Consider the following 22,306-nt stretch of genomic DNA (forward strand, 5'->3'; position numbering starts at 1 on the left):
TGTCGGACGGCCGATTGTTGTCGATGTCCCGGTCAACCGAGGCGGGGGCCAACCAGCTACCCCGATCGCCGGGCGTTGCTCGGCAGGCTGAGCCGGAACTGCGCGCCGTCCTTGTGCGGCAGGCACACCAGATCGCCGCCGTGCGCGCGGGCCAGCGCCCGCGCGATCGCCAGCCCCAGCCCAGCACCGCCGTGGTCGCGGGCGCGCCCGGCGTCCAGGCGCACCAGCCGCTCGAAGACGCGATCCCGCTCCTCCTCCGGGATGCCCGGGCCGGTGTCGGTGATGGTTACCTCCGCGGCGTCGTCGTCGGCGCGAAGGTCGACCGTGATGGCGCCGCCAGCCGGCGTGTACCGGCGGGCGTTGTCGAGCAGGTTGGACACGATCTGCGACAGGCGAGTCGCGTCAACTTGAAGCGTCAGTGACGGTAATCCGGTGCGGCACAGCGTAATCTGCGGCGCCAGCATGGCGGCTCTGTCGACTTCGCCATCGAGGACCGCGGCCACGTCGACGTCCTCGCGCTCGAGCGCGAGCCCGGCGTCGATGCGGCTGAGGTCCAGCATGTCGGCCACGAGGCGTCCGGCGCGGCGCGCATCGGAGAACAACAGCGCCGCCCGGCGATACTGGCCGTCGTGGTGTTCGGAGGCGCTGTTGGCGAGTTGCTCGGCGGCCACCTGCATGCCGGCGATCGGGGTGCGCAGCTCGTGGGCGGCGTCGACGAGGAATCGCCGGGTCGCCGTCTCCGCGCGCTGTGCGGTGTCGGCCGCGTGTCGAGCTCGCTGCTCGGAGGTTTCCAAGGCGTCCAGCATCCCGTCGAAAGCGCTTGCGGCGCGGCCGAGTTCGGTGTCGGTGCGCTCGGGATGCAGGCGACGGCCGCGGTCCCCGGTGGTGATGGCGGTGGCCAGTGCGGTGAGCCGATCCAGCGGACGTAGCGCCGCCCGGCTCACCGCGATCAGCAGCAGCGCCGCGATCAGCAGGGTGACCAGGCCCGCCGCGATCAACAGCCCTCGCAGTTGGTGAGTGACCTGCGTCGTCTGCGTGGTGTCGGCGACGAGGATCACCCGGGAACCGTCGGGCAGCGGGTGCACCACGGCGGTCGCGGTGGCATCCGGCGAAGGGCCCGGCCCCGGCGGCGGAAACCCGTAGGGCGGTGGCGGATAGGGCGGCGGATACGGAGGGGGCGGCGGTGGCGGAAAGGGCGGTGGCGGCGGGTAGAAGGGTGGCGGCTCGACGGGCCCGGCAGTCAGCTCGGGGCTGATCCCGCGGTCCCCGTAGGCGGTGCCGTCGGCCGTGACGACGAGCGCGCGAATCCCGCCGCCGTTGAGTTCGGCGGCGATCCGATCGGGTGAGGTGTGCGCGGCGCTCAGCGCGTCGGCGCGCGATGTCGCGGCGAGCAGCCGGTCGTGCAGATTGTGGCGGGCGAGGACGCCCATCGTGACGTCGATGGTCACCCCGAGCACCATCAGCAGGACGGCCAGCAACGCCAGCACCACCAGCGTCACGCGCCGTTGCAGCGACGGAGTCGGCGTCGTCGATGCGCCCGTCATGAACGCTCGGGTTGCAGCCGGTAGCCGATGCCTCGCACGGTGTGCAGGATCCGCGGCCCGTGCGCCTCGAGCTTGCGCCGCAATCCGCTGACGTGCACCTGCACCAGGTTGGGGTCGTAGGCGTCGTAGCCCCATACCCCGTTCAGGATCTGGGCGGCGCTGACGATCCGGCCGCGCTGCTCCACGAGAAACGCGAGCACGCGCAGCTCGGTGGCGGTCAGATCGAGTCGGCGGCCGTCGCGCGCGGCGACTCCGGCGCCGAGGTCCAGCGTGACGTCGCCCACCTGAACCGCCTGCGGCAGCCGCCCGCGCCGGCGCAGCACCGCGCCGACCCGCGAGACCAGCTCAGCCAGCTCGAACGGCTTGATGACGTAGTCGTCGGCCCCGCCGTCGAGGCCGCGCAACCGGTCGGGCAGCCCGTCGCGAGCCGTGATCAAGACGATGCCGATGTCACCCCAGTCGCGGATGACGTCGATGAGCGTGAAGCCGTCGCGGCCGGGCAGCATCACGTCGAGCACCACCAGGTCGGGCCGCATGCCGTCGAGCACCTCTTCCAGGCCGTCCCCGTGGCAGCGGGCATCGGTGTGATAGCCGACATCGGTCAGCGCCTCGCGGACCATCTCCCGGATGGTCTCGGAGTCCTCGACGACCAGCACCCGCGGGGTGCCGACGCTGAACTGGCCGCCACGGCCGGCGGCCGGGCGGGGAAGATCCGTCATGGCCTCCATTGTCGGTGCCGGTGCTGAAACCAACCTGAAGGTGGGGGCCTGGAGACTTCCGCCGCGGCAGCCTCGTCCGTCACGGGAGGTGGGCACAACGCCGCTTCCTTCCGCTGGTGACGGCGATGGCGGATGGGACTCGTCGGACGGCCGGTTTCTTCAGATCCGCTTCAGCTCCGACTCCTACCGTCCGTGGCATGACCACGAACGACGACATCGACACCAGTCCGCCGGCCAATCCGCCGCCCGCCCACCGACCGCCCGAGCGGCGCCGTCACTCCACCGGAGTGGTGATCGGCGCCGGCGTGGCGGGCGCGTTGGTGGGTGCGGTCGGCACCGTCGCGGCGATCGGCTTCGCCTGGATCGTCAGCGTCGGCCCGCCCGGCCCGCCGCCGCCTCCGGGGCCGCCGCCAATGCTGTTCCACGGGCCGCCACCGCCGCCGATGGCTGGTCCGGGCGGTTTCGGATTCGCGCCGCCGCCCGGGCCGCCCGGCCCGCCGGGGCCACCGCATGGGGCCTGGCCGGCGCCGCCGAACGAGGGCTTGCCGACACCACCCTCACCGCCGCCCGCTCCGCGTCCTTAGCCCGCCGTCACCGAGCCCGCCGCCGTCACGATGCCCGAAATCGTGACGGCGGCGGCCGTTGGGCCAGTACCGTCTCGGTATTCACCTCCGACGACCGTGGAGAGCGCCATGACATCGGACACCACCGGGACCCGCCGCTTTCCCGCCGGCGTCGCCGCCCTCGCCGGAGTAGCCGGACTGATCCTGGGCGCGCTGGCCACCTTCGCCATCACCGGTCTCGTCTGGACGGTGCGCGTCGAGTTGCCGCCGCCGCCATATCCACCGCCGCTGTCCCAGACGGCCGCGCCCGGATGTGTGTACCCGCCGTCACCGTCGCCATCGCCCGCGCAGGCGCCCGCTCCCGGCGGCGTGCCGCCCCTGCCGCTGCCCCCGCGTCCCTGAGTGCAGGATGGGGAGGGTGACACGAGATCACTCCTCGCCGCTTCCCGCCAGACTCGCCGCGCGGCTGCTGCGGTCGCGTCGACTGATGCGCGCACCGATCTGGATCTACAAGCTTCGTGCGGGCGCGGTGTTCGGTTCGCGCATCCTGTTGCTCGAACACATCGGCCGCAAATCCGGGGCGCCGCGCTACGCGGTGCTGGAGGTCGTCGACCATCCATCACCCGACACGTACGTCGTCGCCTCCGGATTTGGGCGAAAAGCCCAGTGGTTCCGCAACATTGAGGCCAACCCGCGGGTGCGGGTGTACGCCGGCAGCCACGGGCCCAGACCCGGCGCCGCGCGCGTCCTCGATCAACGCGAGGCCGACCGCACGATGGCCGACTACCGGGCCCGTCATCCCAAAGCGTGGGAGCGCATGCGCCCGGTCCTCGAGGACACGCTCGGCGCGCCGATCACCGACACCGACACCCCGCTGCCGCTGGTCGAGTTCAAGCTGGACTAACCCTGATCCGGGCCCTTGACCGTCATCGCGGCGAACAGGGCCAAGAACAACGCGGCCGGAAGGCCGTTGACGACCTTGTCGCGCACCCGCACGTGGGCGCCGACCGCCAGCACGAAGTACAGCGTCAGCATCGCCGTCGTCACCCTGGCCAGGACGGGGAACCGGGTGACCGACAGCAGGCCGACCGCGGCGGCCGCCTTCACCACCGGCAGCACGGGCCGCACGTTGTCCGGGACGCCCACGTCGTCCAGCGTCTTCCTGATGGGAGCGACCTGCACGCCGCATGCCACCGCGTCGACGGCGTGGAACGCGGCGAGCGCCGCATAGGTCTTTGGTGAAGTCAACGCACTCATACGGCAATCCTATTGAGTCAGCTCGCCAGGGCCCTCCGCCGGCTGACGGGCGATCGCCTCCGCCTTGGCCACCGCCTGAGCGATCGCGGGGTCGGTCTCGGTGGAGAACCAGTCCGCGACGTCGGCGTCGTCGTCGGCGCTGTGCTTGGGCGCGTCCTCGACGGGTGAGGGCTGGAAGCGGAACACCCCGTCCTGGTCCGGGGTGCCCAGGAGTTTGGTGAATCCCTGCAACGCCGCGCTGAAGTCGCTGGGCACCACCCACACCTTGTTGGCGTCGCCGCGGGCCATCTCCGGCAGCGTCTGCAGGTACTGGTAGGCCAGCATCTCCGGGGTGGGCCGGCCCGCCTTGATCGCCGCGAAGGTCTTCTCGATGGCCTTGGCCTGCCCCTGCGCCTGCAGGTAGGCGGCGGCCCGTTCACCCTGGGCGCGCAGCATCCGGGACTGCCGATCGGCCTCGGCGCCCAGGATCGCCGCCTGCTTGGCGCCCTCGGCGGCCAGGATCTGTGCCTGCTTTTGGCCCTCGGCCTCCTTGATCGCCGCCTCACGCATACCTTCGGCGGTCAGGATCATCGCCCGCTTCTCGCGGTCGGCCTTCATCTGCTTTTCCATCGACGCCTGGATCGACGGCGGCGGGTCGATGCTGCGCAACTCGACCCGGGCGACCCGCAAGCCCCAGCGGTTGGTGGCTTCGTCGAGCACGCCGCGCAGCTGCCCGTTGATCTGGTCGCGCGACGTCAGCGTCTGCTCCAGCGTCATGCCGCCGACCACGTTACGCAGCGTGGTGGTGGTGAGCTGCTCGACGCCGACGATGTAGTTGCTGATCTCGTAGACGGCCGCCTGGGGAACGGTGACCTGGAAGTAGACGACGGTGTCGATGTTGAGGGTCAGGTTGTCCTCGGTGATCACCGGCTGCGGCGGGAACGACACCACCCGCTCCCGCAGATCCACCCGCGCCCGGATGCGGTCGATGAACGGCACCAGCAGTGTCAGTTGCCCGCTGACCGTGCGGCTGTAGCGGCCCAGCCGCTCGATCACCGCGGCCTCGGCCTGCGGTATCAGCGCCACCGACTTGGCCACCACGACGATGGCAAAAATCACCAGCACCGCCAGCAGCACCAGACCAGCAACCGCACCTTGCATCGGAGTTCCTTTCTTTCGCAGCCGTTCTCGCGGCCCTACAGACCGGCCTTGAAGACCACTGCGGTGGCGCCGTCGATCTGCATCACGGTGACGGGCTCGCCGGGTTCGTAGACGTCGTTCTCGTCGAGCGGACGCGCCGTCCACACCTGGCCGTCGAGCTTCACCTGACCGTTGTCCCGGGCGACACGCTCGAGCACCAGCGCGGTTTTGCCCTCCAGCGCCTCGATTCCCAAGCGCGGCACGTTCGGCGTCAGCCGTCGCCGCAGCGGCGGACGCACCACTACCAACAGCAGCACCGAGACGACCAAAAACACCGCGCCGTCCACCCACACCGGAGAATCCAGCAACCAACTGGTGAGCGCCGCGGCCAGCGCGCCCCCACCGAGCATCACCAAAAACATATGACCGGTGAGGGCCTCCGCACCGGCCAGCACCAGCGCGAATATTAGCCAAAGCAGCGCGGCGTGCATGCGGCAAGGATACGCGTGATCGGCCTTTGCGGGGCAAAACAACTACACTGCGTCTCGTGTGGTGTCCCAGTGTTTCGCTGTCCCTGTGGGCCAATGCCTGGCTCGCGGGAAAGGCCGCGCCCGACGACGTCCTGGACGCGTTATCTGTTTGGGCGCCAAAGCAATCGGTGACCGCGTATGATGCTGTCGCGGCGGGCCATACCGGGCTGCCGTGGCCCGACGTGAACGACGCCGGCACGGTCACGCTGCTGCAGACGCTGCGCGCCGCGGTGGGCCGCCCGACGGTGGCCTCGGGGGCGCCTCCGCTGATGCGCGGGACCATCAACGTGGTTTTGCCGGTACCCGGAGATGTGCGCGGGCTGGCGCCGGGAACACAGTTCGAGCGGGACGCGCTGGCCGCCGGCGAGGCGATCATCATCACCAACCCCCACAGCCCCGCAACCGCCGTCGGCCTCGTCCCCGAATTCTCCTATCAAGATGACGACGACACGCCCGACGACTACGAGACGGGCCTGGCCGAACTGTGCGCGCTGACGTGGACGGTGTACTCGCTGCCCGGCGCGCCGATACTCGACCACTACGAGCTGGGCGACGCCGAATACACGCTGCGGTCCGCCGTGCGCTCGGCCGCCGACGCGCTCGGCGCCATCGGGCTGGGATCGGCCGCGGCCGACGTCGACGATCCACGGGGACTGGTCGAGCAGTTGCTGGAATCCGCACGGCAACACCGCATTCCGGACCACGCGCCGTCGCGCGCGTTGCGGGTGCTGGAGAACGCCGCGCACGTCGACGCCATCATCGCGGTCAGCGCGGGGCTGAGCCGGTCCGACTCACCGGACCGTTTCGCCGCGCCCATCGCGGCCGGCCTCGAACCGGTCGGCACGCAGTCGTCGTCGGAGGCCCGCATCGCCAGCGACGCGCTGCGGCCGCTGACCGCGGTGGTGCGTTCGGCACGGATGGCCGCCGTGACCGCGATCCTGCATTCGGCCTGGGCCGACTAGTCCTGATAGCGGGCCGCGCAGTGCGGCGGCCCGCACGGCACGCCGTCGACGCTGGCGAGGCACCCGGGTACCGGGTCGGGAGCGCTCACCCGTTCCGGCGCCCGGCCGTAACGCAATTCGTCGATCAAATCGACGGCCAGTTGCGCAAAACGGGGGTGGGCGTTGGGCGTTGACGCCCGCACCATGGTGATCCCCGCCGCCTCGGCCTGCAACGCCAACTCATGGTCGAGGTCCCATACCACCTCGATGTGGTCGGCCACAAACCCGATCGGGCAGACGACGACGGCCGTCGTGCCCGCCTCCGCCAGGGTTGCCAGGTGGTCGGCGACGTCGGGCTGAAGCCACGGAACCTGGGGCGGCCCCGACCGCGACTGCCACACCAGATCGTAGTCGGCGTATCCGGCGGCGGCCGCCACAAGGCTTGCGGCGTAGGCGACTTGGCGGCTGTAGAGCCGCGGGCCCAGCCGCTCGTCGGCCGCGACCGGGATCGAATGCGCGGTGAACACCAGACGCGCGCCCGCAACCTTTTCGGTCGCGTCGGCGATTGCCCCGGCGAACATCTCGACGAAAAGCGGATGGTCGAAATATGGCCGCAGCTTGACCAATTCGGGCGCGTCCGACCCGGCGGCCCGGCGCGCCCGGGCAATGTCCTCGACGTACTGGGTGCAGCTGGAATAGCCGCTCCACGCCGACGTGGTGAACACCGCTGCCCGGCGAATCCCGTTGTCGCGCATGGTCGCGACGGTGCCTTCGACGTAGGGCTCCCAGTTGCGGTTGCCGAAATAGACCGGGATGTCCAGGCCGCGGTCGGCCAGCTCGGCGCGCAACTGGTCGACCAGCGCCAGGTTGATCCTGTTGATCGGTGACACCCCACCGAAATGCAGGTAGTGCTCGGCGACATCGTCGAGGCGTTCCGGTGGCACGTTGCGGCCCCGGGTGACGTTCTCCAAGAACGGCCGAACCTGCTCGGGACCTTCCGGCCCACCGAAGGACAGCAGCAGGACGGCGTCGAATTCCATTAGGCTTTAAAGCAATTGGGTGCTTGCGCCACCGTCGGCGAAAATGATGGTCCCCGTCGTCGCCGGCAGCCAGTCCGACAGCAGCGCGCACACCGTCTTGGCGACCGGTGTGGGGTCCTTCATGTTCCAGCCGATCGGCGCGCGCTGGTCCCAGCCTTCCTCGAGCAGCTGCATCTGGGCGCCGGCCTCCTCGCCGAGCGCGCCGCCGACGATCGCGCTCATTGCCAGCGTCCGGATCGGGCCCGCAGCAACGAGATTGGAGCGAACCCCGAACTTGCCCGCCTCACGCGCCACGAACCGGTTGACCGATTCCAGCGCGCTCTTGGCGACCGTCATCCAGTTGTAGGCCGGCATCGCGCGGCTCGGGTCGAAGTCCATGCCCACGATGGAACCGCCGGGGTTCATGATCGGCAGCGCCGCCTTGGCCAGCGAGGCGTACGAATACGCCGAGATGTGAATGCCTTTGGAGACGTCCTCGTACGGCGCGTCGAAGAACGGGTTGACGCCCATTCCCGTCTGCGGCATGAAACCGATCGAGTGCACCACGCCGTCGAGCTTGTTGCCGTCGCCGATTTCGGCCGTCACCCGATCGGCGAGCGAATTCAGGTGCTCCTCGTTCTGCACGTCGAGCTCGATCAGCGGCGCCTTCTCGGGCAGCCGGTCGGCGATGCGCTGAATCAGGCGCAACCGGTCAAAACCGGTCAGCACCAACTGCGCCCCGGCCTCCTGGGCCGCCTTGGCGATGTGAAACGCAATCGACGAGTCGGTGATGATCCCCGAGATCAGGATCCGTTTGCCGTCGAGCAGTCCTGCCATGTCCGTCCTTAAAGTCGTTGTGTCGTCGTTGAACTCAGTGGCCCATACCCATGCCGCCGTCCACCGGGATGACCGCACCGGCGATGTAGCTGGCGTCCTCGGACGCCAGGAAGCTGACCACCCCGGCGACCTCGGCGGCGGTGCCCACGCGCTTGGCCGGGATGAATTCCAGTGCGCCCGCCTGGATCCGCTCGTCCAGCGCGCGAGTCATCTCGGTGTCGATGTAGCCCGGCGCCACCACATTCGCGGTCACCCCGGCCTTGGACAGCTCGCGGGAGATCGAGCGGGCCATGCCGATCAGGCCGGCTTTGGCGGCCGCGTAGTTGGACTGGTTGCCGATGCCCCAGCTGCCGGAGACCGAGCCGATGTAGATGATTCGGCCGAACCGCTTTTTCTGCATGCTGCGCGCGGCTCGCTGGGTCACCCGGAACGCCCCGGTGAGGTTGGCGTTGATGACCTCCTCGAACCGCTCCTCGGTCATCCGGATGAGGAAGGCGTCCTTGGAGATGCCGGCGTTGGACACCAACACCTCGACCGGGCCCTGGTGCTCCTCGACCGCTTTGAAGGCGCGATCGATGGCGTCGTTGTCGGTGACGTCGCACTCGACGCCGAACAGCCCCTCGGGCGCCCCGGATCCGCGGTGCGTGACGGCCACCTTGTGGCCGTCGGCGGCCAGCCGCTGGGCGATCGCCAGACCGATCCCCCGGTTTCCTCCGGTAACCAGGACCGAACGGGCTACGAATGCGGGTCTGCCGTAGTCGGCAGCACTTTCGGTGGTGTTGTCGGTGGCCGTGTCAGTCACCCCGTCAACCTATCGCTTCGGCTCACGTTGGCCGAAACCTCCCCCTTTTCCCACCTCCCCCCTTTTCCCACCTCCCCCCTTTTCCCACCTCCCCCCTTTTCCCACCGGACGTAACGCCAGGGCGGAGAATCGCGCGGAATTCCGCCGTGGCGTTACGTCCGCGGTCCGGTGTCGGTGTGACTCAGCACACTCTCGTCATGACCGACCCGTTCCTGGGCAGCGAAGCCCTGGCCGCGCGACTGATGTCGCGGCATGAGCTGCGAAGCCGTTACGTCGCCCTGCATCGCGATGTGTACCTGCCGAGGGATGCCGAACTGACGGCGCTGCTGCGGGCCAAGGCGTGCTGGCTGCGATCGCGCCGACGGGGCATCCTGGCGGGCTTTTCCGCCTCCGCCGTGCACGGCGCTCGGTGGATCGACCCGTCTCGACCCGCCGAGATCATCGATACCAATCGACGTCCGGCCTCGGGCGTGCACGTCTGGGAGGAACGCATCGAACCAGACGAGATCACCGTCGTCGATCAGATGCGCATCACCGCGCCGGCGCGCACCGCGCTTGACTTGGCACGCCGTCATCCCAGAGCCATCGCCGTCGCCGCGATCGATGCGCTGGTGCAAGCGACCGAGCTGAAGATGGCCGACGTCGAGATGCTCACGGACCGCTACCGCGGCCGTCACGGCATGAGGGCCGCCAAGGCGGTTCTCGAACTGGTCGACGGCGGGGCGCAGTCCCCGAAGGAGACGTGGCTGCGTCTGTTGTTGATAGATGCCGGCTTCCCGCGGCCGCAGACACAGATCGCCGTACGCAACGAATGGGGTTGGGCCGAAGCGTATTTGGACATGGGCTGGGAGGACATCAAGGTGGCCGTCGAGTACGACGGCGACCATCATCGGTCTCTTCGCACGCAATACGCCAAGGACATCGGCCGGTTCGAGATGCTCGAACGTTACGGGTGGATCGTCGTCCGCGTCATCGCCGAGCACCATCCCTCCGACATCATTCGCCGGGTGCGCGACGCCCGAGCCCGCCGCTTGTAACGCCAGGGCGAAGAATCGAGCGGATTTCCGCCGTGGCGTTACGGGCGCCGGGTTGACGGCGCCGGCTGGAGGCCCGCGAACGAGCCTAAGTCGGCAGGCGGCGGTTGATGAGCAACGCCGCCAGCGCCGCCAACGCCAAGACCAGCGCGCCGAGCCGCACCCAGCCCACGCTCGCGTCGCCCTTGATCGTCTCGTAGCCGATCTGCTGCTGCAGGGTCGCGTAAACGGCCTTCAGCTCCTGCAAAGACGCCGCGTTGTAGGCGTTCCCGCCCGAGAGCTGCGCCACCTTCTTGAGCGTCTCGTCGTCGACCGGCACCGGCTGGCGCTGGTCGTTGATCTCGACGAAGCCGTAGGGGGTGCCGAACGAGATCGTCGAGATCGGCACGCCCTGGTCCTTGGCGGTGCGCGCGGCGGTGAAGGCGCCCTTCGGGTTGTCCGGGTTGGTCGGCATCGTCTCCTTGCCGTCGGAGAACAACACGATGCGCGCCGGGGGCGGTTTGTCGCCGCCGCCGATCACCGCCCCGACCGTCGCGATGGCCTGCAGTGCGGTGAAGATGCCCTCCCCGGTGGCCGTGCGGTCGGCGAACTGCAGCTTGTCCAGCGCCCTCTTCGTCGAGTCCCGGTTGGTCGTCGGCGACACCAACACCGTCGCGGTCCCCGCGTAGGCGATCAGCCCAAGGTTGATGCCCGGGGTCAGCTCGTCGGCGAACTGCTTGGCCGCCTCCTGGGCGGCCGCCATCCGGTTTGGCGAAACGTCGGTGGCGCGCATCGACTGCGACACGTCGATCACCAGCATCACCACCGCGCGGTTGCGGGGGATGCGGACGTCGTTCGTCGGGCCCGCCATCGCGACGGTGAACAGCACCAGCGACGCGACGAGCAGGATCGCCGGCACGTGCCGCCAAGTCGACGGCCGTTTGGGCGCAACGCTTTCCAGCAGTTCCATGTTGGCGAACCGCAGCATGCGCCGCTGCCGCGCCAACTGCATCAGGATGTAGAGCGCGGCCAGCCCGAAGACAACCAAGAAGAACAGGAAGAACCACGAATGTTCGAAGCCCGACAACGACATCGGGCCGAGCAGCGGCAGGCTCATATCCGAGTCACTGCCGCCCCGCCAATGCCCCGCGCCGGCGCGATTCCACGAACCGCACGATGTCGGCGATCCAGTCGCGGTCGGTGCGCAGCGTCAGGATCGGGGCCCCGCAGCTGCGGATGGTGCGCGCGACGTCGGCGCGGTGCGCCGCGGCGGCCTTGGCGAAGTCGTCGCGCAACTGCGCGTCGATGGTGAACTCGCGGGTGACCCCGGACTCGGCGTCCTGCAGCACCACGTCGCCGATGTCGGGCAGTTCGACGTCGCGGGGGTCGAGCACCTCGATGGCCAGCACCTCGTGCCGGGCGGCGACCGCCCGCAACGGGCGCATCCAGTTGATCGGACCCAGGAAATCGCTGATGATCACCGCCATGCCGCGCCGGCGTTCCGGGCGGCGCAGGGCGTCGATCGCCGTCGCCAGATCGCCGCGCACCCCGACCGGCGCGCGGGGCGTGGTGGCGATGGTGCGCAACAGCGTCTGTTCATGCTGGCGCCCGGAGCGGGCGGGCACCCGGGTGATGTTCGCGCCGGTGGAGACGATCGCGCCGAGCCGGTTGCCGCCCCCGCTGTTGAGGAAGGTGATCGCGGCCGCGGCCGCCACCGCCAGGTCCCGCTTCTCGCACACGGTAGTGCCGAAGTCCAGGCTGGCCGACATGTCCACCACCAACCAGGTTTCCAGCTCGCGGTCGGCGATCATCTGCCGGACGTGGGGATGCGTGGTGCGCGCGGTGACGGCCCAGTCCATCCGGCGGACGTCGTCGCCGGGCTGGTACTCGCGCGACTCCCCCGGCTCCGAGCCCGGCCCCGGGATCAGACCGAGGTGATCGCCGTGCAGCACACCGTCGAGCTTGCGTTTGACGGTGAGCTCGAGGGTGCGCAGCGCCGCCGACAGCTTGGGGTCGTCGATCTGCCCCCGCTGCATCGACGGGGGATGCACAGCCGACGGCCTGGTGGGCTCGGTCACCGACCGCTGGCCGCGCCGGCGGGTTGCATCACCGGAGGAACCGAATGCCCTTGCTGCGGAACGGCATTCACCTGAGGCAGGGCAACCGTCTGCAGCACCCGGTTGATGACGATCTCCGGCGAGATCTCGTCGGCCAGCGCGTCGTAGGTGAGCACCAGCCGGTGCCGCAGGACGTCGGGAATGACGTCCACGACGTCTTGCGGAATCACGTAGTCGCGGCCGCGGACCAGCGCCAGCGATCGGGACGCGGCGATGATGCCCAGCGAGGCGCGCGGCGACGCACCGAAGGAGATCCAGGTCTTGACGTCGTTCATGCCGAGCTGTTCGGGATGACGGGTGGCGGTCACCACGCGCACCACGTAGTCCACCAGCGCGTGGTGCACGAAGACGTTGGCCGCGATGTCCTGCAGCCGCAACAGGTCGCCGGTGTTGAGGATCTGCTTGGGCTCAGGCGGGCGCACGCCCATCCGGTAGATGATCTCGCGCTCCTCTTCCGGCGACGGGTAGCCGACGTTGATCTTGAACAGGAAGCGGTCGCGCTGCGCCTCGGGCAGCGGGTACACGCCCTCGTGCTCGATCGGGTTCTGGGTGGCCATCACCAGGAACGGGTTGGGCAGCGGGAACGTCTTGCCGCCGATCGACACGTGGCGTTCCTGCATGACCTCCAGCAGCGCCGACTGCACCTTGGCGGGCGCGCGGTTGATCTCGTCGGCGAGCAGGAAGTTGACCACCACGGGGCCGAGTTCGGTGTCGAACTCCTCCTTGCCCTGCCGGTAGATGCGCGTACCGATGATGTCGGTGGGCACCAGGTCGGGAGTGAACTGGATGCGGGCGAATGTCCCGCCGACGACCCGCGCGAACGTCTCGACGGCCAGCGTCTTGGCGACGCCCGGCACACCCTCGAGCAGCACGTGGCCCCTGGACAGGAGGCCGACGAGCATCCGCTCGACGAGCTGGTCCTGGCCGACGATGATGCGCTTGACCTCAAAGATGGCGCGCTCCAAGGTCTGGACCTCGGCGGCCAGTCCGTTGCCCCCGCCCGTCGGCGCTTCGTGAGCCGGCGAACCTGATTGCCCGCCCGGGCCCGAGTAACCACTGGCGCCTGGCGGCGGCCCACCTGCTGCTGTCATCAAGAACCCTCCACGCTCAATCGGACACGACTGCCGGGCAGCGACGTGCCCTCGTCCAACTATTCCAGGCCCGCCGGTCTCCGTCGACGCTCGCCCGGCCGATGGGTCGCCGGACCCCGGGATCAGTACTCGATGATCCTGGTCAGGAACGGCGTCATACCGGGCTTGCGCACCGGGCTGACCGTAACCTTTCCGGCGCTGCCGGAGGCCTCCAGCATCTGGCCGTTGCCCAGGTACATGGTGACGTGTTGACCGCCGTTCGGCCCGTAGAAGATCAGGTCGCCGCGCCTGGCCTGATCCGGCGGGATGTGGCGCCCGGCGTTGTATTGGTCACCGGAAAACCGCGGGATCAGCACGCCGACCCCGGCGAAGCCGTAGCGCATCAACCCCGAGCAGTCGAAGCCGGTGATGTTGGCGCCGTCTCCGACGCCCTTGCTGGGGCCGTCCAGCGAGCCGCCGCCCCACGAGTAGGGCACGCCCATTTGCGACCCCATCCGCTTGATGACGTACTCGATGGCCTGGCGGCCGTAGACCCGCGGGATCTTGCCGCCGGGGTTGGTGGGGGTCGCCGCGGTGGGAGCGGGATCGCCGCCGATGTTGATCCCGAGCCCGCCGAGGAACTGCTTGCCCAGGTTGAAGGTGGTCTGGGTGGCCTGGGCGGTGGCCTGCAGCGAGGCGTTGGCGACGGCGAGCGGGTCGCCCGGGGCGCCGGCGCTGATCTGGGCCGGCAGGGTGGGGTCCCACCCGCCGGGATCGGCGACGGCCACCGGAGCCGGGGCGGCCACCGAAAGCATCAGCCCGGTCACCACAGTGGTGATCCAGGCGAAGGTGGTGAGACGAAACCGCTTGTGGCGCATGGCTCCTCGTTCAGTACTCGATGTAACGGACCACGTAGGGCGTCATGCCACTGGTGCGCACCGGGGCGACGCGGACCTTCAACCCGATGTCGGGAGCCTCGAGCATCTGGCCGTTACCGAGGTAGATCGTCACGTGCTGGCTGCCGCCCGGGCCGTAGAAGATGACGTCGCCGCGGCGCATCTGCGAGGACGGGATCTTGCGGCCCAGGTTGTACTGCGAACCCGAGTAGTGCGGCAGCTTGATGCCCACCCCGGCGAACGAGTACAGGACCAGACCCGAACAGTCGAAGCCGGTGATGCCCGCCCCGGAGTCGATGCCCTTACTCGGGCCGGCCGCGTTCCCGCCGCCCCAGGAGTAGGGCACGCCGATCTGCGACATGCCGCGCCGGATCACGTATTCGGAGGCCTGCCGCCCGTAGACGCGAGGAATGCGCCCCCCGACCCCGCCCGGCGACGCGTTGGTGATGCCGGTGTCGTCGGGCTTGAGGATGCCCATCTGTTGCAGGAAGTTGCGGCCGAGACCGGCGGTGACCTGTGTCGAGGTGGCCGAGATGCCCAGCACCTGGTTGATCACCGCGATCGGGTCGCCGGGGATGTTGGCGCTCGGGATCATCGGCAGCGTGGGGTCCCAGGCGCCGTCCCACTGGCGTCCGGCCGACGGTGCCGCGCCGCCGGGCGCTCCCGTCTCCCACCGATCGCCCGACCCCGCGGACCCTTGCCGGGCGGCGGCCTCGCGCTTGGCGGCCTCGAGCTTGGCCTGCGCCTGGTTCCGCTCGGCGGCCAGCCGCATCATGTCCTCGCGCTGCTCGTCGAACTTCTGCCGGGAATTGATCAGCGCCGCCACGGCGGCGTCCTGGCTGGACTTGGCGCCGGCGGCGGCCTTGTCGGCGTTCTGCTTGGCCAGCCGCGCGGCCGATTCCTTGTTCAGCTGCTCGGTGCGGGCCTGCTGCAGCTTGGCCATCACGGTCTGCGAACTGGCGGTCAGGTTCTTGGCGGCGGCCTCGGTGGCGATGATGTCGTCGGGGCTGCTGGCCGTCAGGTAGCTGCTCGACGGTCCGTTCATATAGGCGGCGGCGGCGAAGGTGTTGAAGCGCTGCTGGGCCCCGGCGATCGCGGCGTTGGCGTCCTTGACCGCCTGTTGGCTGGTCTCCAGGTCGTGTTGGGCGGTGGCCACGTTGTCCCGGGCGGTCTCGACGTCGACGAGGGCCTTGTTGACGCTTTCCTGCTCGGTCTGAATTTCCGCACTCAGGTTCTGCAGGCGCTGGTTGGCCTTGGCGACGTTCGCGATCAGCGCGGCCAGACTGTCGGCGCCGGGGTCGCCCTGCGCCAGTCCCGGGGTGCACACCAAGAGGGCCAGGCTCAACACCGATGGCACGACGGGCCGCACGAGTCTTGCGGCCGGTCGCGCGGAAGACCCCCAGCGTGTGCGTCTCATTCGACTAGGTCTCCTACGGCTCGACGCGACGGGTGGCGCCGGCCACAGCATTCTCGTAAGGCGCCAAAGACAACACCAGCATCATTTGCACCGTACGTCACATGGGTGGGCGTGCAAACGCTCCACCGAAATCGCACTCTCTACGTGCGTTTAATGTGACCGAACGGTGACCTGGCCCGTTTGCCGAATTTGCGGCGAGGCGTCAGGCCCCGGTGTTGGCCTCGGCATCCTGAGGCGTCGCGGTGTCCTCCGAGGTTGCTGGGCGCGTGCCGCGCGTCTGCAGCAGTCGGGTGCCCACGGCCGCGGCGAGGACCGCGATCAACAGGAAGATCGTCAGGCCGGTCCAGGGAAACTCGGGCGTGTCGAGCTCGTGCAGGAAATGCTGCGCCGAGACGACCGGGTTGCCCGTCTTGGCGATGTCCTCGCCGGCCTCGAGGGTGACGCGCGGGAACTGCGTGCTGTAGCTGCCGACGTAACTCGGGCTCAGCGTCAGCACCGTGGCGTCGTGGTAATCGGCGCCGACCACCGTCGAGATGTCGCGCAGCGGGGTGTCGTTCGGGGGGTTGTGGTCGAGCAGCACGATCTTGAGGTTGATGCCGTCGGCGTGCGCCTGGTTGACCACCTCGAGCAGTCCGGGCATGGCCGCCGGCGGCGCGCTGACTCCGGTGGCGGCGACCTGGGTCTTGATCATCGTCATGTCGACGTCCACCGGAATGTAGGTGGGGAGGACCGGAACCGTTTGCGGCAGCGGTCCGATGAAATCTTGCCCGGTCATCTGCGCCTCCTGCGTAGTGCTAGAGGCACCGTACGCGACGCCGCGGCGGCGCAGCGCGCCCGTCGGCGGTCGCCTCGCGTTCTGCGCCGACGAGATTGGGGCGCACGCGGAGGTTTAAACCGGTGGCCGCCGCGATAAGACTGCAATCAGGACTGCCGTCGTAATGCAGGACAAGCGTACTGTTAAAGTTGGCAGCGATCCGCCGACACCAGCCCGTCGCCGGGAGAACTAAATCCTTGGGAGTTGAAGTGACTGATTCTGTGAACTCATTCGGAGCCCGCAACACCCTCGAGGTCGGCGACAAGAGTTACCAGATCTATCGCCTCGACGCCGTCCCCAATACCGAGAAGCTCCCCTACAGCCTCAAAGTGCTGGCCGAGAACCTGCTGCGCAACGAGGACGGCAGCAACATCACCAAGGACCACATCGAGGCCATCGCGAACTGGGATCCCAAGGCGGAGCCCAGCATTGAGATCCAGTACACCCCCGCCCGCGTCGTGATGCAGGACTTCACCGGCGTGCCGTGCATCGTCGACCTGGCCACCATGCGCGAGGCGATCGGCGAGCTCGGCGGCGACGCGGAGAAGGTCAACCCGCTCGCCCCGGCCGATCTGGTGATCGACCACTCCGTGATCGCCGACCTGTTCGGCACCGCCGACTCGTTCGAGCGCAACGTCGAGATCGAGTACCAGCGCAACGGCGAGCGTTACCAGTTCCTGCGCTGGGGGCAGGGCGCATTCCAGGACTTCAAGGTGGTGCCCCCCGGCACCGGCATCGTGCACCAGGTCAATATCGAATACCTGGCCAGCGTCGTGATGGAGCGGGACGGGGTGGCCTACCCCGACACCTGCGTGGGGACCGACTCGCACACCACGATGGTCAACGGCCTCGGCGTGCTCGGCTGGGGCGTGGGCGGTATCGAGGCCGAGGCCGCGATGCTCGGCCAGCCCGTGTCGATGCTGATCCCCCGCGTGGTCGGCTTCAAGCTGACCGGCGAGATCCAGGCCGGCGTGACGGCGACCGATGTGGTGCTGACCGTGACCGAGATGCTGCGCAAGCACGGAGTGGTCGGCAAGTTCGTCGAGTTCTACGGCGAGGGCGTGGCCGAGGTGCCGCTGGCCAACCGCGCCACCTTGGGCAACATGAGCCCCGAATTCGGTTCCACCGCAGCCATTTTCCCTGTCGACGAGGAGACCATCTCCTACCTGCGCTTCACCGGGCGCAAGGAAGAACAGCTGGCGCTGGTCGAGGCCTACGCCAAGGAACAGGGCATGTGGCACGACCCGAAGCACGAGCCCGAGTACTCCGAATACATCGAGCTCGACCTGTCCGACGTCGTGCCGTCGATCGCCGGGCCCAAGCGCCCGCAGGACCGAATCGTGTTGTCGGAAGCCAAGTCCACGTTCCGGGAGCAGATCCCCAACTACGTCGGCGACCAGGACGGCCAGCAGGGCTACTCGAAGCTGGACGAGGTGGTCGAGGAGACGTTCCCGGCCAGTGACCCGGGATCCCCGACGAACGGCCACGCCGACGACGTGCCCGAGGCGCAGTCGGCCGCCGCGCACGCCAACGGGCGCCCGAGCAACCCGGTGACGGTCAAATCCGACGAGCTCGGCGAGTTCGTGCTCGACCACGGCGCGGTCGTCATCGCCGCGGTCACGTCGTGCACCAACACCTCCAACCCCGAGGTGATGTTGGGCGCCGCGCTGCTGGCGCGCAACGCCGTCGAGAAGGGGCTGGCGTCCAAGCCGTGGGTCAAGACCACCATGGCGCCGGGCTCGCAGGTGGTCAACGACTACTACGACAAGGCCGGCCTGTGGCCGTATCTGGAGAAGCTCGGCTTCTATCTGGTCGGCTACGGATGCACCACCTGCATCGGTAACTCCGGCCCGCTGCCCGAGGAAATCTCGAAGGCCATCAACGACAACGACCTTTCGGTGTCCGCGGTCCTCTCGGGTAACCGCAACTTCGAGGGCCGCATCAACCCGGACGTGAAGATGAACTACCTGGCGTCGCCGCCGCTGGTGGTGGCCTACGCGCTGGCCGGCACCATGGACTTCGACTTCGACGAGGAGCCCCTGGGCCAGGACAAGGAAGGCAATGACGTCTTCCTCAAAGACATCTGGCCGTCGCAGCAGGACGTCTCCGACACCATCGCCTCGGCGATCAACTCCGAGATGTTCACCAAGAACTACGCCGACGTGTTCAAGGGCGACGAGCGCTGGCGCAACCTGCCCACCCCGAGCGGCAACACCTTTGAGTGGGACTCGGATTCGACGTACGTGCGTAAGCCCCCGTACTTCGAGGGCATGCCCGCCGAGCCCGAGCCGGTCGCCGACATCACCGGCGCGCGTGTCCTGGCGCTGCTGGGCGATTCGGTGACCACCGACCACATCTCGCCCGCCAGCAGCATCAAGCCGGGCACCCCGGCGGCGCAGTACCTCGACGAGCACGGCGTGGAGCGCAAGGACTACAACTCCTTCGGCTCGCGGCGCGGCAACCACGAGGTGATGATCCGCGGCACGTTCGCCAACATCAGGCTGCGCAACCTGCTGCTCGACGACGTGTCCGGCGGCTACACCCGCGACTTCACCCAAGACGACGCGCCGCAGGCGTTCATCTACGACGCGGCGCAAAACTATGCGGTACAAGACATTCCGCTGGTAGTGCTGGGTGGCAAGGAGTACGGGTCGGGCTCGTCGCGTGACTGGGCGGCCAAGGGCACCCGGCTGCTCGGTGTGCGCGCGGTGATCGCCGAGTCCTTCGAGCGGATCCACCGGTCCAACCTGATCGGCATGGGTGTGATCCCGTTGCAGTTCCCGGACGGCAAGTCGGCCGAGGATCTGGGGCTGGACGGCACCGAGGTCTTCGACATCACCGGCATCGAGGCGCTCAACGACGGCACGACGCCGAAGACGGTGAAGGTCAAGGCAAGTAAGGATGGCAACGACGTCGAGTTCGACGCGGTGGTGCGCATCGACACCCCCGGCGAAGCCGATTACTACCGCAACGGCGGCATCCTGCAGTACGTGCTGCGCAACATGCTCAAGTCGGGCCAGAAGTCAGACTAGCGCGAGCCGGCCCAGCCAGTCGTGCCCAAGGTCAGCGAGGATCATCTGGCGGCCCGCCGCCGCCAGATCCTCGACGGCGCCCGCCGCTGCTTCGCCGAATTCGGCTACGACAAGGCCACGGTGCGCCGGCTGGAGAAGGCGATCGGGATGTCGCGCGGCGCAATCTTCCACCATTTCCGGGACAAGGACGCGCTGTTTTTCGCCCTCGCCCACGAGGACGCCGAGCGGATGGCCGATGTCGCCTCCCGCGCCGGACTGATCCAGGTGATGCGGGACATGCTGGCCGCGCCCGACCAGTTCGACTGGCTGGCCACCAGATTGGAGATCGCCCGCAAGCTGCGCAACGATCCCGCGTTCAGCCGCGGCTGGGCGGAGCGATCGGCCGAACTGGCGGCGGCGACCACCGATCGGTTGCGCCGGCAGACCGAGGCGCACCGGGTGCGCGACGACGTGCCCGGCGATGTACTGCAGTGCTATCTGGAGTTGGTGCTCGACGGCCTGGTGGCCCGGTTGGCGTCCGGCGAGGATCCGCAGCGCCTGTCCTCCGTGCTCGACCTGGTGGAAAACTCGGTGCGGCGCAGCGATTTTGGCGGTTCTCGACGCGAGAGTGGCGACACTGCGAGCAAGGGGACGTGATCCCGCAGTGACGCTATACCCGCGCGGCCTTCGCGGTCCGGTTGGGGCCGCCACGGCTGCGCATCGTGGTACCCGACTCCCGCAGCAGGCTGTGGATCGACCCGTACGACCTGCCGGTCGTGGCAACCAGACTCCGGATGCTGGCCCCGCCTTCGTAGGCGTGGCGAAGCTCGTCCAACAACTGGTCGCGCGCCTTGGCCGACCTTTGCACTGTTCTTCTCATGGCTCCTCCGACGCCGGGACACGACCGCAAGCACTTAGAGTAAGAAGCCGTTGTCGGCCGCGGGCGGATTTCGCCAAATCGCCTGCGGCCACGAGCCACCAGCGTCAAATCAGGCGAGCTCGATGAGATCCCGGTATTCGTCGGACCAGTAGTCCTCGGTGCCGTCGGGCAGCAACACCACCCGTTGCGGGTCGAGGGCCTCGGCGGCGCCGGGATCGTGCGTCACCAGGACCACCGCCCCCTGGTAACTGCGCAGCGCGTCGAGCACCTGCTCGCGCGACGCGGGGTCGAGGTTGTTCGTCGGCTCGTCGAGCAACAAGACGTTGGCGGTCGAGGCCACCAAACCGGCCAGCGCGAGCCGGGTTTTCTCACCGCCGGACAGGGTGCCCGCGAATTGGTCGAGCTGCGGGCCGCTGAACATGAACGCGCCCAGCAGGCCGCGCAGGTCCTGCTCGCCCGAATCCGGCGCGGCGTGCCGGATGTTCTCCCAGACGCTCGCATCGTTGTCGAGGGTGTCGTGCTCCTGCGCGAAGTAGCCGATCCGCAGGCCGTGCCCGGGCTCGAGGCCTCCGGTGTCGGGAACCTCGGTGCCGGCCAGCAGCCTCAGCAGCGTGGTCTTGCCGGCGCCGTTGAGTCCCAGCACCACCACCCGCGAGCCGCGGTCGATCGCGAGATCGACGCCGGTGAACACCTCCAGCGATCCGTAGGACTTGCTCAGCCCCTTGGCGACCAACGGCGTGCGCCCGCACGCGGCCGGCGTCGGGAACTTGATGCGGGCCACCTTGTCGGCGACGCGCTCCTCGTCGAGGGCCGCCATCATCCGGTCGGCGCGGCGCAACATGTTTTGGGCGGCAACGGCTTTGGTGGCTTTGGCGCCGAGCTTCGCGGCCTGGGTCCGCAGCGCGGCGGCCTTGCGTTCGGCGTTGGCGCGCTCCCGGCGGCGGCGCTGCTCGTCGGTCGCGCGGGCGTCGAGGTACTTCTGCCAGCCCATGTTGTAGACGTCGGCCTCGCCGCGCACGGCGTCCAAAAACCACACCCGGTTGACGACGTCGGCGAGCAATTCGACGTTGTGGCTGATGATCACCAGCCCGCCGGTGTGGGCCCGCAGGAAATCCCGCAACCAGCCGATGGAATCCGCATCCAGGTGGTTGGTGGGCTCGTCGAGCAACAGCGTGGTCTCCGAGCCCGACGTTCCCGCGCCGCCCTCGGAGGCGGCGAACAGGATGCGCGCCAGTTCCACCCGGCGTCGCTGCCCGCCGGACAGGGTGCGCAGCTGCTGGGTCAGCACCCGTTCCGGCAGACCGAGACTGGCGCAGATGCGGCTGGCTTCGCTCTCCGCGCCGTACCCGCCCAAGGCCACGAAACGCTCCTCGAGCTGCCCGTAGCGGCGGATCGCGCGGTCGCGGGCGTCGTCGTCGGCGACCTCGGCCATCAACGCCTGCTGCTTTTCCAGGTCGGTGAGCAACACGTCGAGCCCGCGGGCCGACAGGACCCGGTCGCGGGCCAGCACATCGAGGTCGCCCTCTTTGGGATCCTGTGGCAGATAACCGATTTCGCCAGTCCGGGTAATCGACCCGGCGTACGGCTCGGTCTCGCCCGCCAGGATGCGCAGGGTGGTGGTCTTGCCCGCGCCGTTGCGGCCGACCAGGCCGATGCGGTCGCCGGGCTGGATCCGCAGGTCGGGGCCGTCGGGTGAGAGCAGGATGCGCGCGCCAGCGCGGACCTCCAGGTCCGTGGCCGTGATCACGATCGCTCTC

Annotated in this window: 23 protein-coding genes; 7 read left to right on the forward strand and 16 right to left on the reverse strand. The window is 68.8% G+C overall.

The window, feature by feature from the left end:
• Positions 1–56 precede the first annotated feature (56 nt).
• On the reverse strand, positions 57–1,544 hold the full coding sequence (locus tag G6N26_RS06930; protein WP_083018248.1) for a sensor histidine kinase: 1,488 nt from the start codon (positions 1,542–1,544) through the stop codon (positions 57–59).
• Positions 1,541–2,272: a response regulator transcription factor gene (locus G6N26_RS06935; protein WP_083018250.1), complete on the reverse strand. Its 732-nt coding sequence runs from the start codon at positions 2,270–2,272 to the stop codon at positions 1,541–1,543. Before G6N26_RS06935 ends, G6N26_RS06930 begins: the two co-directional genes overlap by 4 nt.
• A gap of 188 nt (positions 2,273–2,460) precedes the next feature.
• Here G6N26_RS06935 and G6N26_RS26335 point away from each other — a divergent pair, with 188 nt between their 5' ends.
• From G6N26_RS26335 to G6N26_RS06950, 3 genes are all read left to right on the forward strand, one after another.
• Positions 2,461–2,847: a hypothetical protein gene (locus G6N26_RS26335; RefSeq protein WP_083018252.1), complete on the forward strand. Its 387-nt coding sequence runs from the start codon at positions 2,461–2,463 to the stop codon at positions 2,845–2,847.
• Between the two features lie 108 nt (positions 2,848–2,955).
• Positions 2,956–3,228, forward strand: coding sequence for a hypothetical protein (locus G6N26_RS06945; RefSeq protein WP_083018254.1), 273 nt, complete (start codon positions 2,956–2,958; stop codon positions 3,226–3,228).
• 7 nt (positions 3,229–3,235) lie between these two features.
• Positions 3,236–3,730, forward strand: coding sequence for a nitroreductase family deazaflavin-dependent oxidoreductase (locus tag G6N26_RS06950; protein WP_083018256.1), 495 nt, complete (start codon positions 3,236–3,238; stop codon positions 3,728–3,730).
• Here G6N26_RS06950 and G6N26_RS06955 read toward each other — a convergent pair.
• Genes G6N26_RS06955 through G6N26_RS06965 form a run of 3 tightly spaced genes read right to left on the reverse strand, consistent with a single transcriptional unit; the run spans position 3,727 to position 5,693 of the window.
• A complete protein-coding gene (locus tag G6N26_RS06955; protein WP_067173002.1) occupies positions 3,727–4,083 on the reverse strand; it encodes a DoxX family protein in 357 nt (118 codons plus the stop codon). The genes G6N26_RS06950 and G6N26_RS06955 overlap by 4 nt on opposite strands.
• A gap of 9 nt (positions 4,084–4,092) precedes the next feature.
• Positions 4,093–5,223: an SPFH domain-containing protein gene (locus G6N26_RS06960; protein WP_067172999.1), complete on the reverse strand. Its 1,131-nt coding sequence runs from the start codon at positions 5,221–5,223 to the stop codon at positions 4,093–4,095.
• 35 nt (positions 5,224–5,258) lie between these two features.
• Positions 5,259–5,693: an NfeD family protein gene (locus G6N26_RS06965; RefSeq protein WP_008257952.1), complete on the reverse strand. Its 435-nt coding sequence runs from the start codon at positions 5,691–5,693 to the stop codon at positions 5,259–5,261.
• Between the two features lie 56 nt (positions 5,694–5,749).
• Here G6N26_RS06965 and G6N26_RS06970 point away from each other — a divergent pair, with 56 nt between their 5' ends.
• Complete coding sequence (locus G6N26_RS06970; RefSeq protein ID WP_067172996.1) at positions 5,750–6,694, forward strand: hypothetical protein; 945 nt, start codon at positions 5,750–5,752, stop codon at positions 6,692–6,694.
• On the opposite strand, the gene G6N26_RS06975 is transcribed toward G6N26_RS06970, so the two are convergent.
• The 3 genes from G6N26_RS06975 to fabG1 are packed head-to-tail and all read right to left on the reverse strand — an operon-like array spanning position 6,691 to position 9,331.
• Positions 6,691–7,713, reverse strand: a complete 1,023-nt coding sequence (locus G6N26_RS06975) for a ferrochelatase (RefSeq protein WP_083018258.1) — start codon at positions 7,711–7,713, stop codon at positions 6,691–6,693. The two genes, G6N26_RS06970 and G6N26_RS06975, sit on opposite strands and share 4 nt — an antisense overlap.
• 6 nt (positions 7,714–7,719) lie before the next feature.
• Positions 7,720–8,529, reverse strand: coding sequence for an NADH-dependent enoyl-ACP reductase InhA (gene inhA / locus G6N26_RS06980; RefSeq protein ID WP_067172990.1), 810 nt, complete (start codon positions 8,527–8,529; stop codon positions 7,720–7,722).
• Between the two features lie 34 nt (positions 8,530–8,563).
• Positions 8,564–9,331, reverse strand: a complete 768-nt coding sequence (fabG1, locus tag G6N26_RS06985; protein ID WP_083018260.1) for a 3-oxoacyl-ACP reductase FabG1 — start codon at positions 9,329–9,331, stop codon at positions 8,564–8,566.
• A 197-nt stretch (positions 9,332–9,528) separates the two neighbouring features.
• Here fabG1 and G6N26_RS06990 point away from each other — a divergent pair, with 197 nt between their 5' ends.
• Positions 9,529–10,368 (forward strand): hypothetical protein, encoded by an 840-nt coding sequence (locus tag G6N26_RS06990; RefSeq protein ID WP_083018262.1) that lies wholly within the window; start codon positions 9,529–9,531, stop codon positions 10,366–10,368.
• An 85-nt stretch (positions 10,369–10,453) separates the two neighbouring features.
• On the opposite strand, the gene G6N26_RS06995 is transcribed toward G6N26_RS06990, so the two are convergent.
• The 6 genes from G6N26_RS06995 to G6N26_RS07020 form a co-directional block, all read right to left on the reverse strand.
• Entirely contained in the window at positions 10,454–11,461 is a 1,008-nt protein-coding gene (locus G6N26_RS06995) for a VWA domain-containing protein (protein ID WP_083018264.1), read from the reverse strand.
• 7 nt (positions 11,462–11,468) lie between these two features.
• Positions 11,469–12,380: a DUF58 domain-containing protein gene (locus G6N26_RS07000; RefSeq protein ID WP_082991348.1), complete on the reverse strand. Its 912-nt coding sequence runs from the start codon at positions 12,378–12,380 to the stop codon at positions 11,469–11,471.
• Between the two features lie 38 nt (positions 12,381–12,418).
• Positions 12,419–13,552, reverse strand: coding sequence for a chaperone MoxR1 (gene moxR1, locus G6N26_RS07005; RefSeq protein WP_083018266.1), 1,134 nt, complete (start codon positions 13,550–13,552; stop codon positions 12,419–12,421).
• 122 nt (positions 13,553–13,674) lie between these two features.
• A complete protein-coding gene (gene ripB / locus G6N26_RS07010; RefSeq protein ID WP_083018268.1) occupies positions 13,675–14,409 on the reverse strand; it encodes an NlpC/P60 family peptidoglycan endopeptidase RipB in 735 nt (244 codons plus the stop codon).
• A 10-nt stretch (positions 14,410–14,419) separates the two neighbouring features.
• Positions 14,420–15,844, reverse strand: coding sequence for an NlpC/P60 family peptidoglycan endopeptidase RipA (ripA, locus tag G6N26_RS07015; protein WP_083018270.1), 1,425 nt, complete (start codon positions 15,842–15,844; stop codon positions 14,420–14,422).
• A 202-nt stretch (positions 15,845–16,046) separates the two neighbouring features.
• The gene (locus G6N26_RS07020; RefSeq protein WP_083018272.1) at positions 16,047–16,619 is read right to left on the reverse strand and encodes an Rv1476 family membrane protein; all 573 of its coding nucleotides are present in this window, start codon (positions 16,617–16,619) and stop codon (positions 16,047–16,049) included.
• 248 nt (positions 16,620–16,867) lie between these two features.
• Between G6N26_RS07020 and G6N26_RS07025 the strand changes: the two genes are divergently transcribed.
• Positions 16,868–19,690, forward strand: coding sequence for an aconitate hydratase (locus G6N26_RS07025; protein ID WP_139799145.1), 2,823 nt, complete (start codon positions 16,868–16,870; stop codon positions 19,688–19,690).
• A gap of 21 nt (positions 19,691–19,711) precedes the next feature.
• Entirely contained in the window at positions 19,712–20,326 is a 615-nt protein-coding gene (locus G6N26_RS07030) for a TetR/AcrR family transcriptional regulator (protein WP_067168221.1), read from the forward strand.
• Between the two features lie 13 nt (positions 20,327–20,339).
• Here G6N26_RS07030 and G6N26_RS07035 read toward each other — a convergent pair whose 3' ends face one another.
• On the reverse strand, positions 20,340–20,549 hold the full coding sequence (locus G6N26_RS07035) for a helix-turn-helix domain-containing protein (protein WP_263644455.1): 210 nt from the start codon (positions 20,547–20,549) through the stop codon (positions 20,340–20,342).
• Positions 20,550–20,658: 109 nt separating this feature from the next.
• Complete coding sequence (locus G6N26_RS07040) at positions 20,659–22,296, reverse strand: ABC-F family ATP-binding cassette domain-containing protein (RefSeq protein WP_067168223.1); 1,638 nt, start codon at positions 22,294–22,296, stop codon at positions 20,659–20,661.
• Between the last annotated feature and the right edge of the window lie 10 nt (positions 22,297–22,306).

Source organism: Mycobacterium marseillense (assembly GCF_010731675.1).
Classification (GTDB): Bacteria; Actinomycetota; Actinomycetes; order Mycobacteriales; family Mycobacteriaceae; genus Mycobacterium; species Mycobacterium marseillense.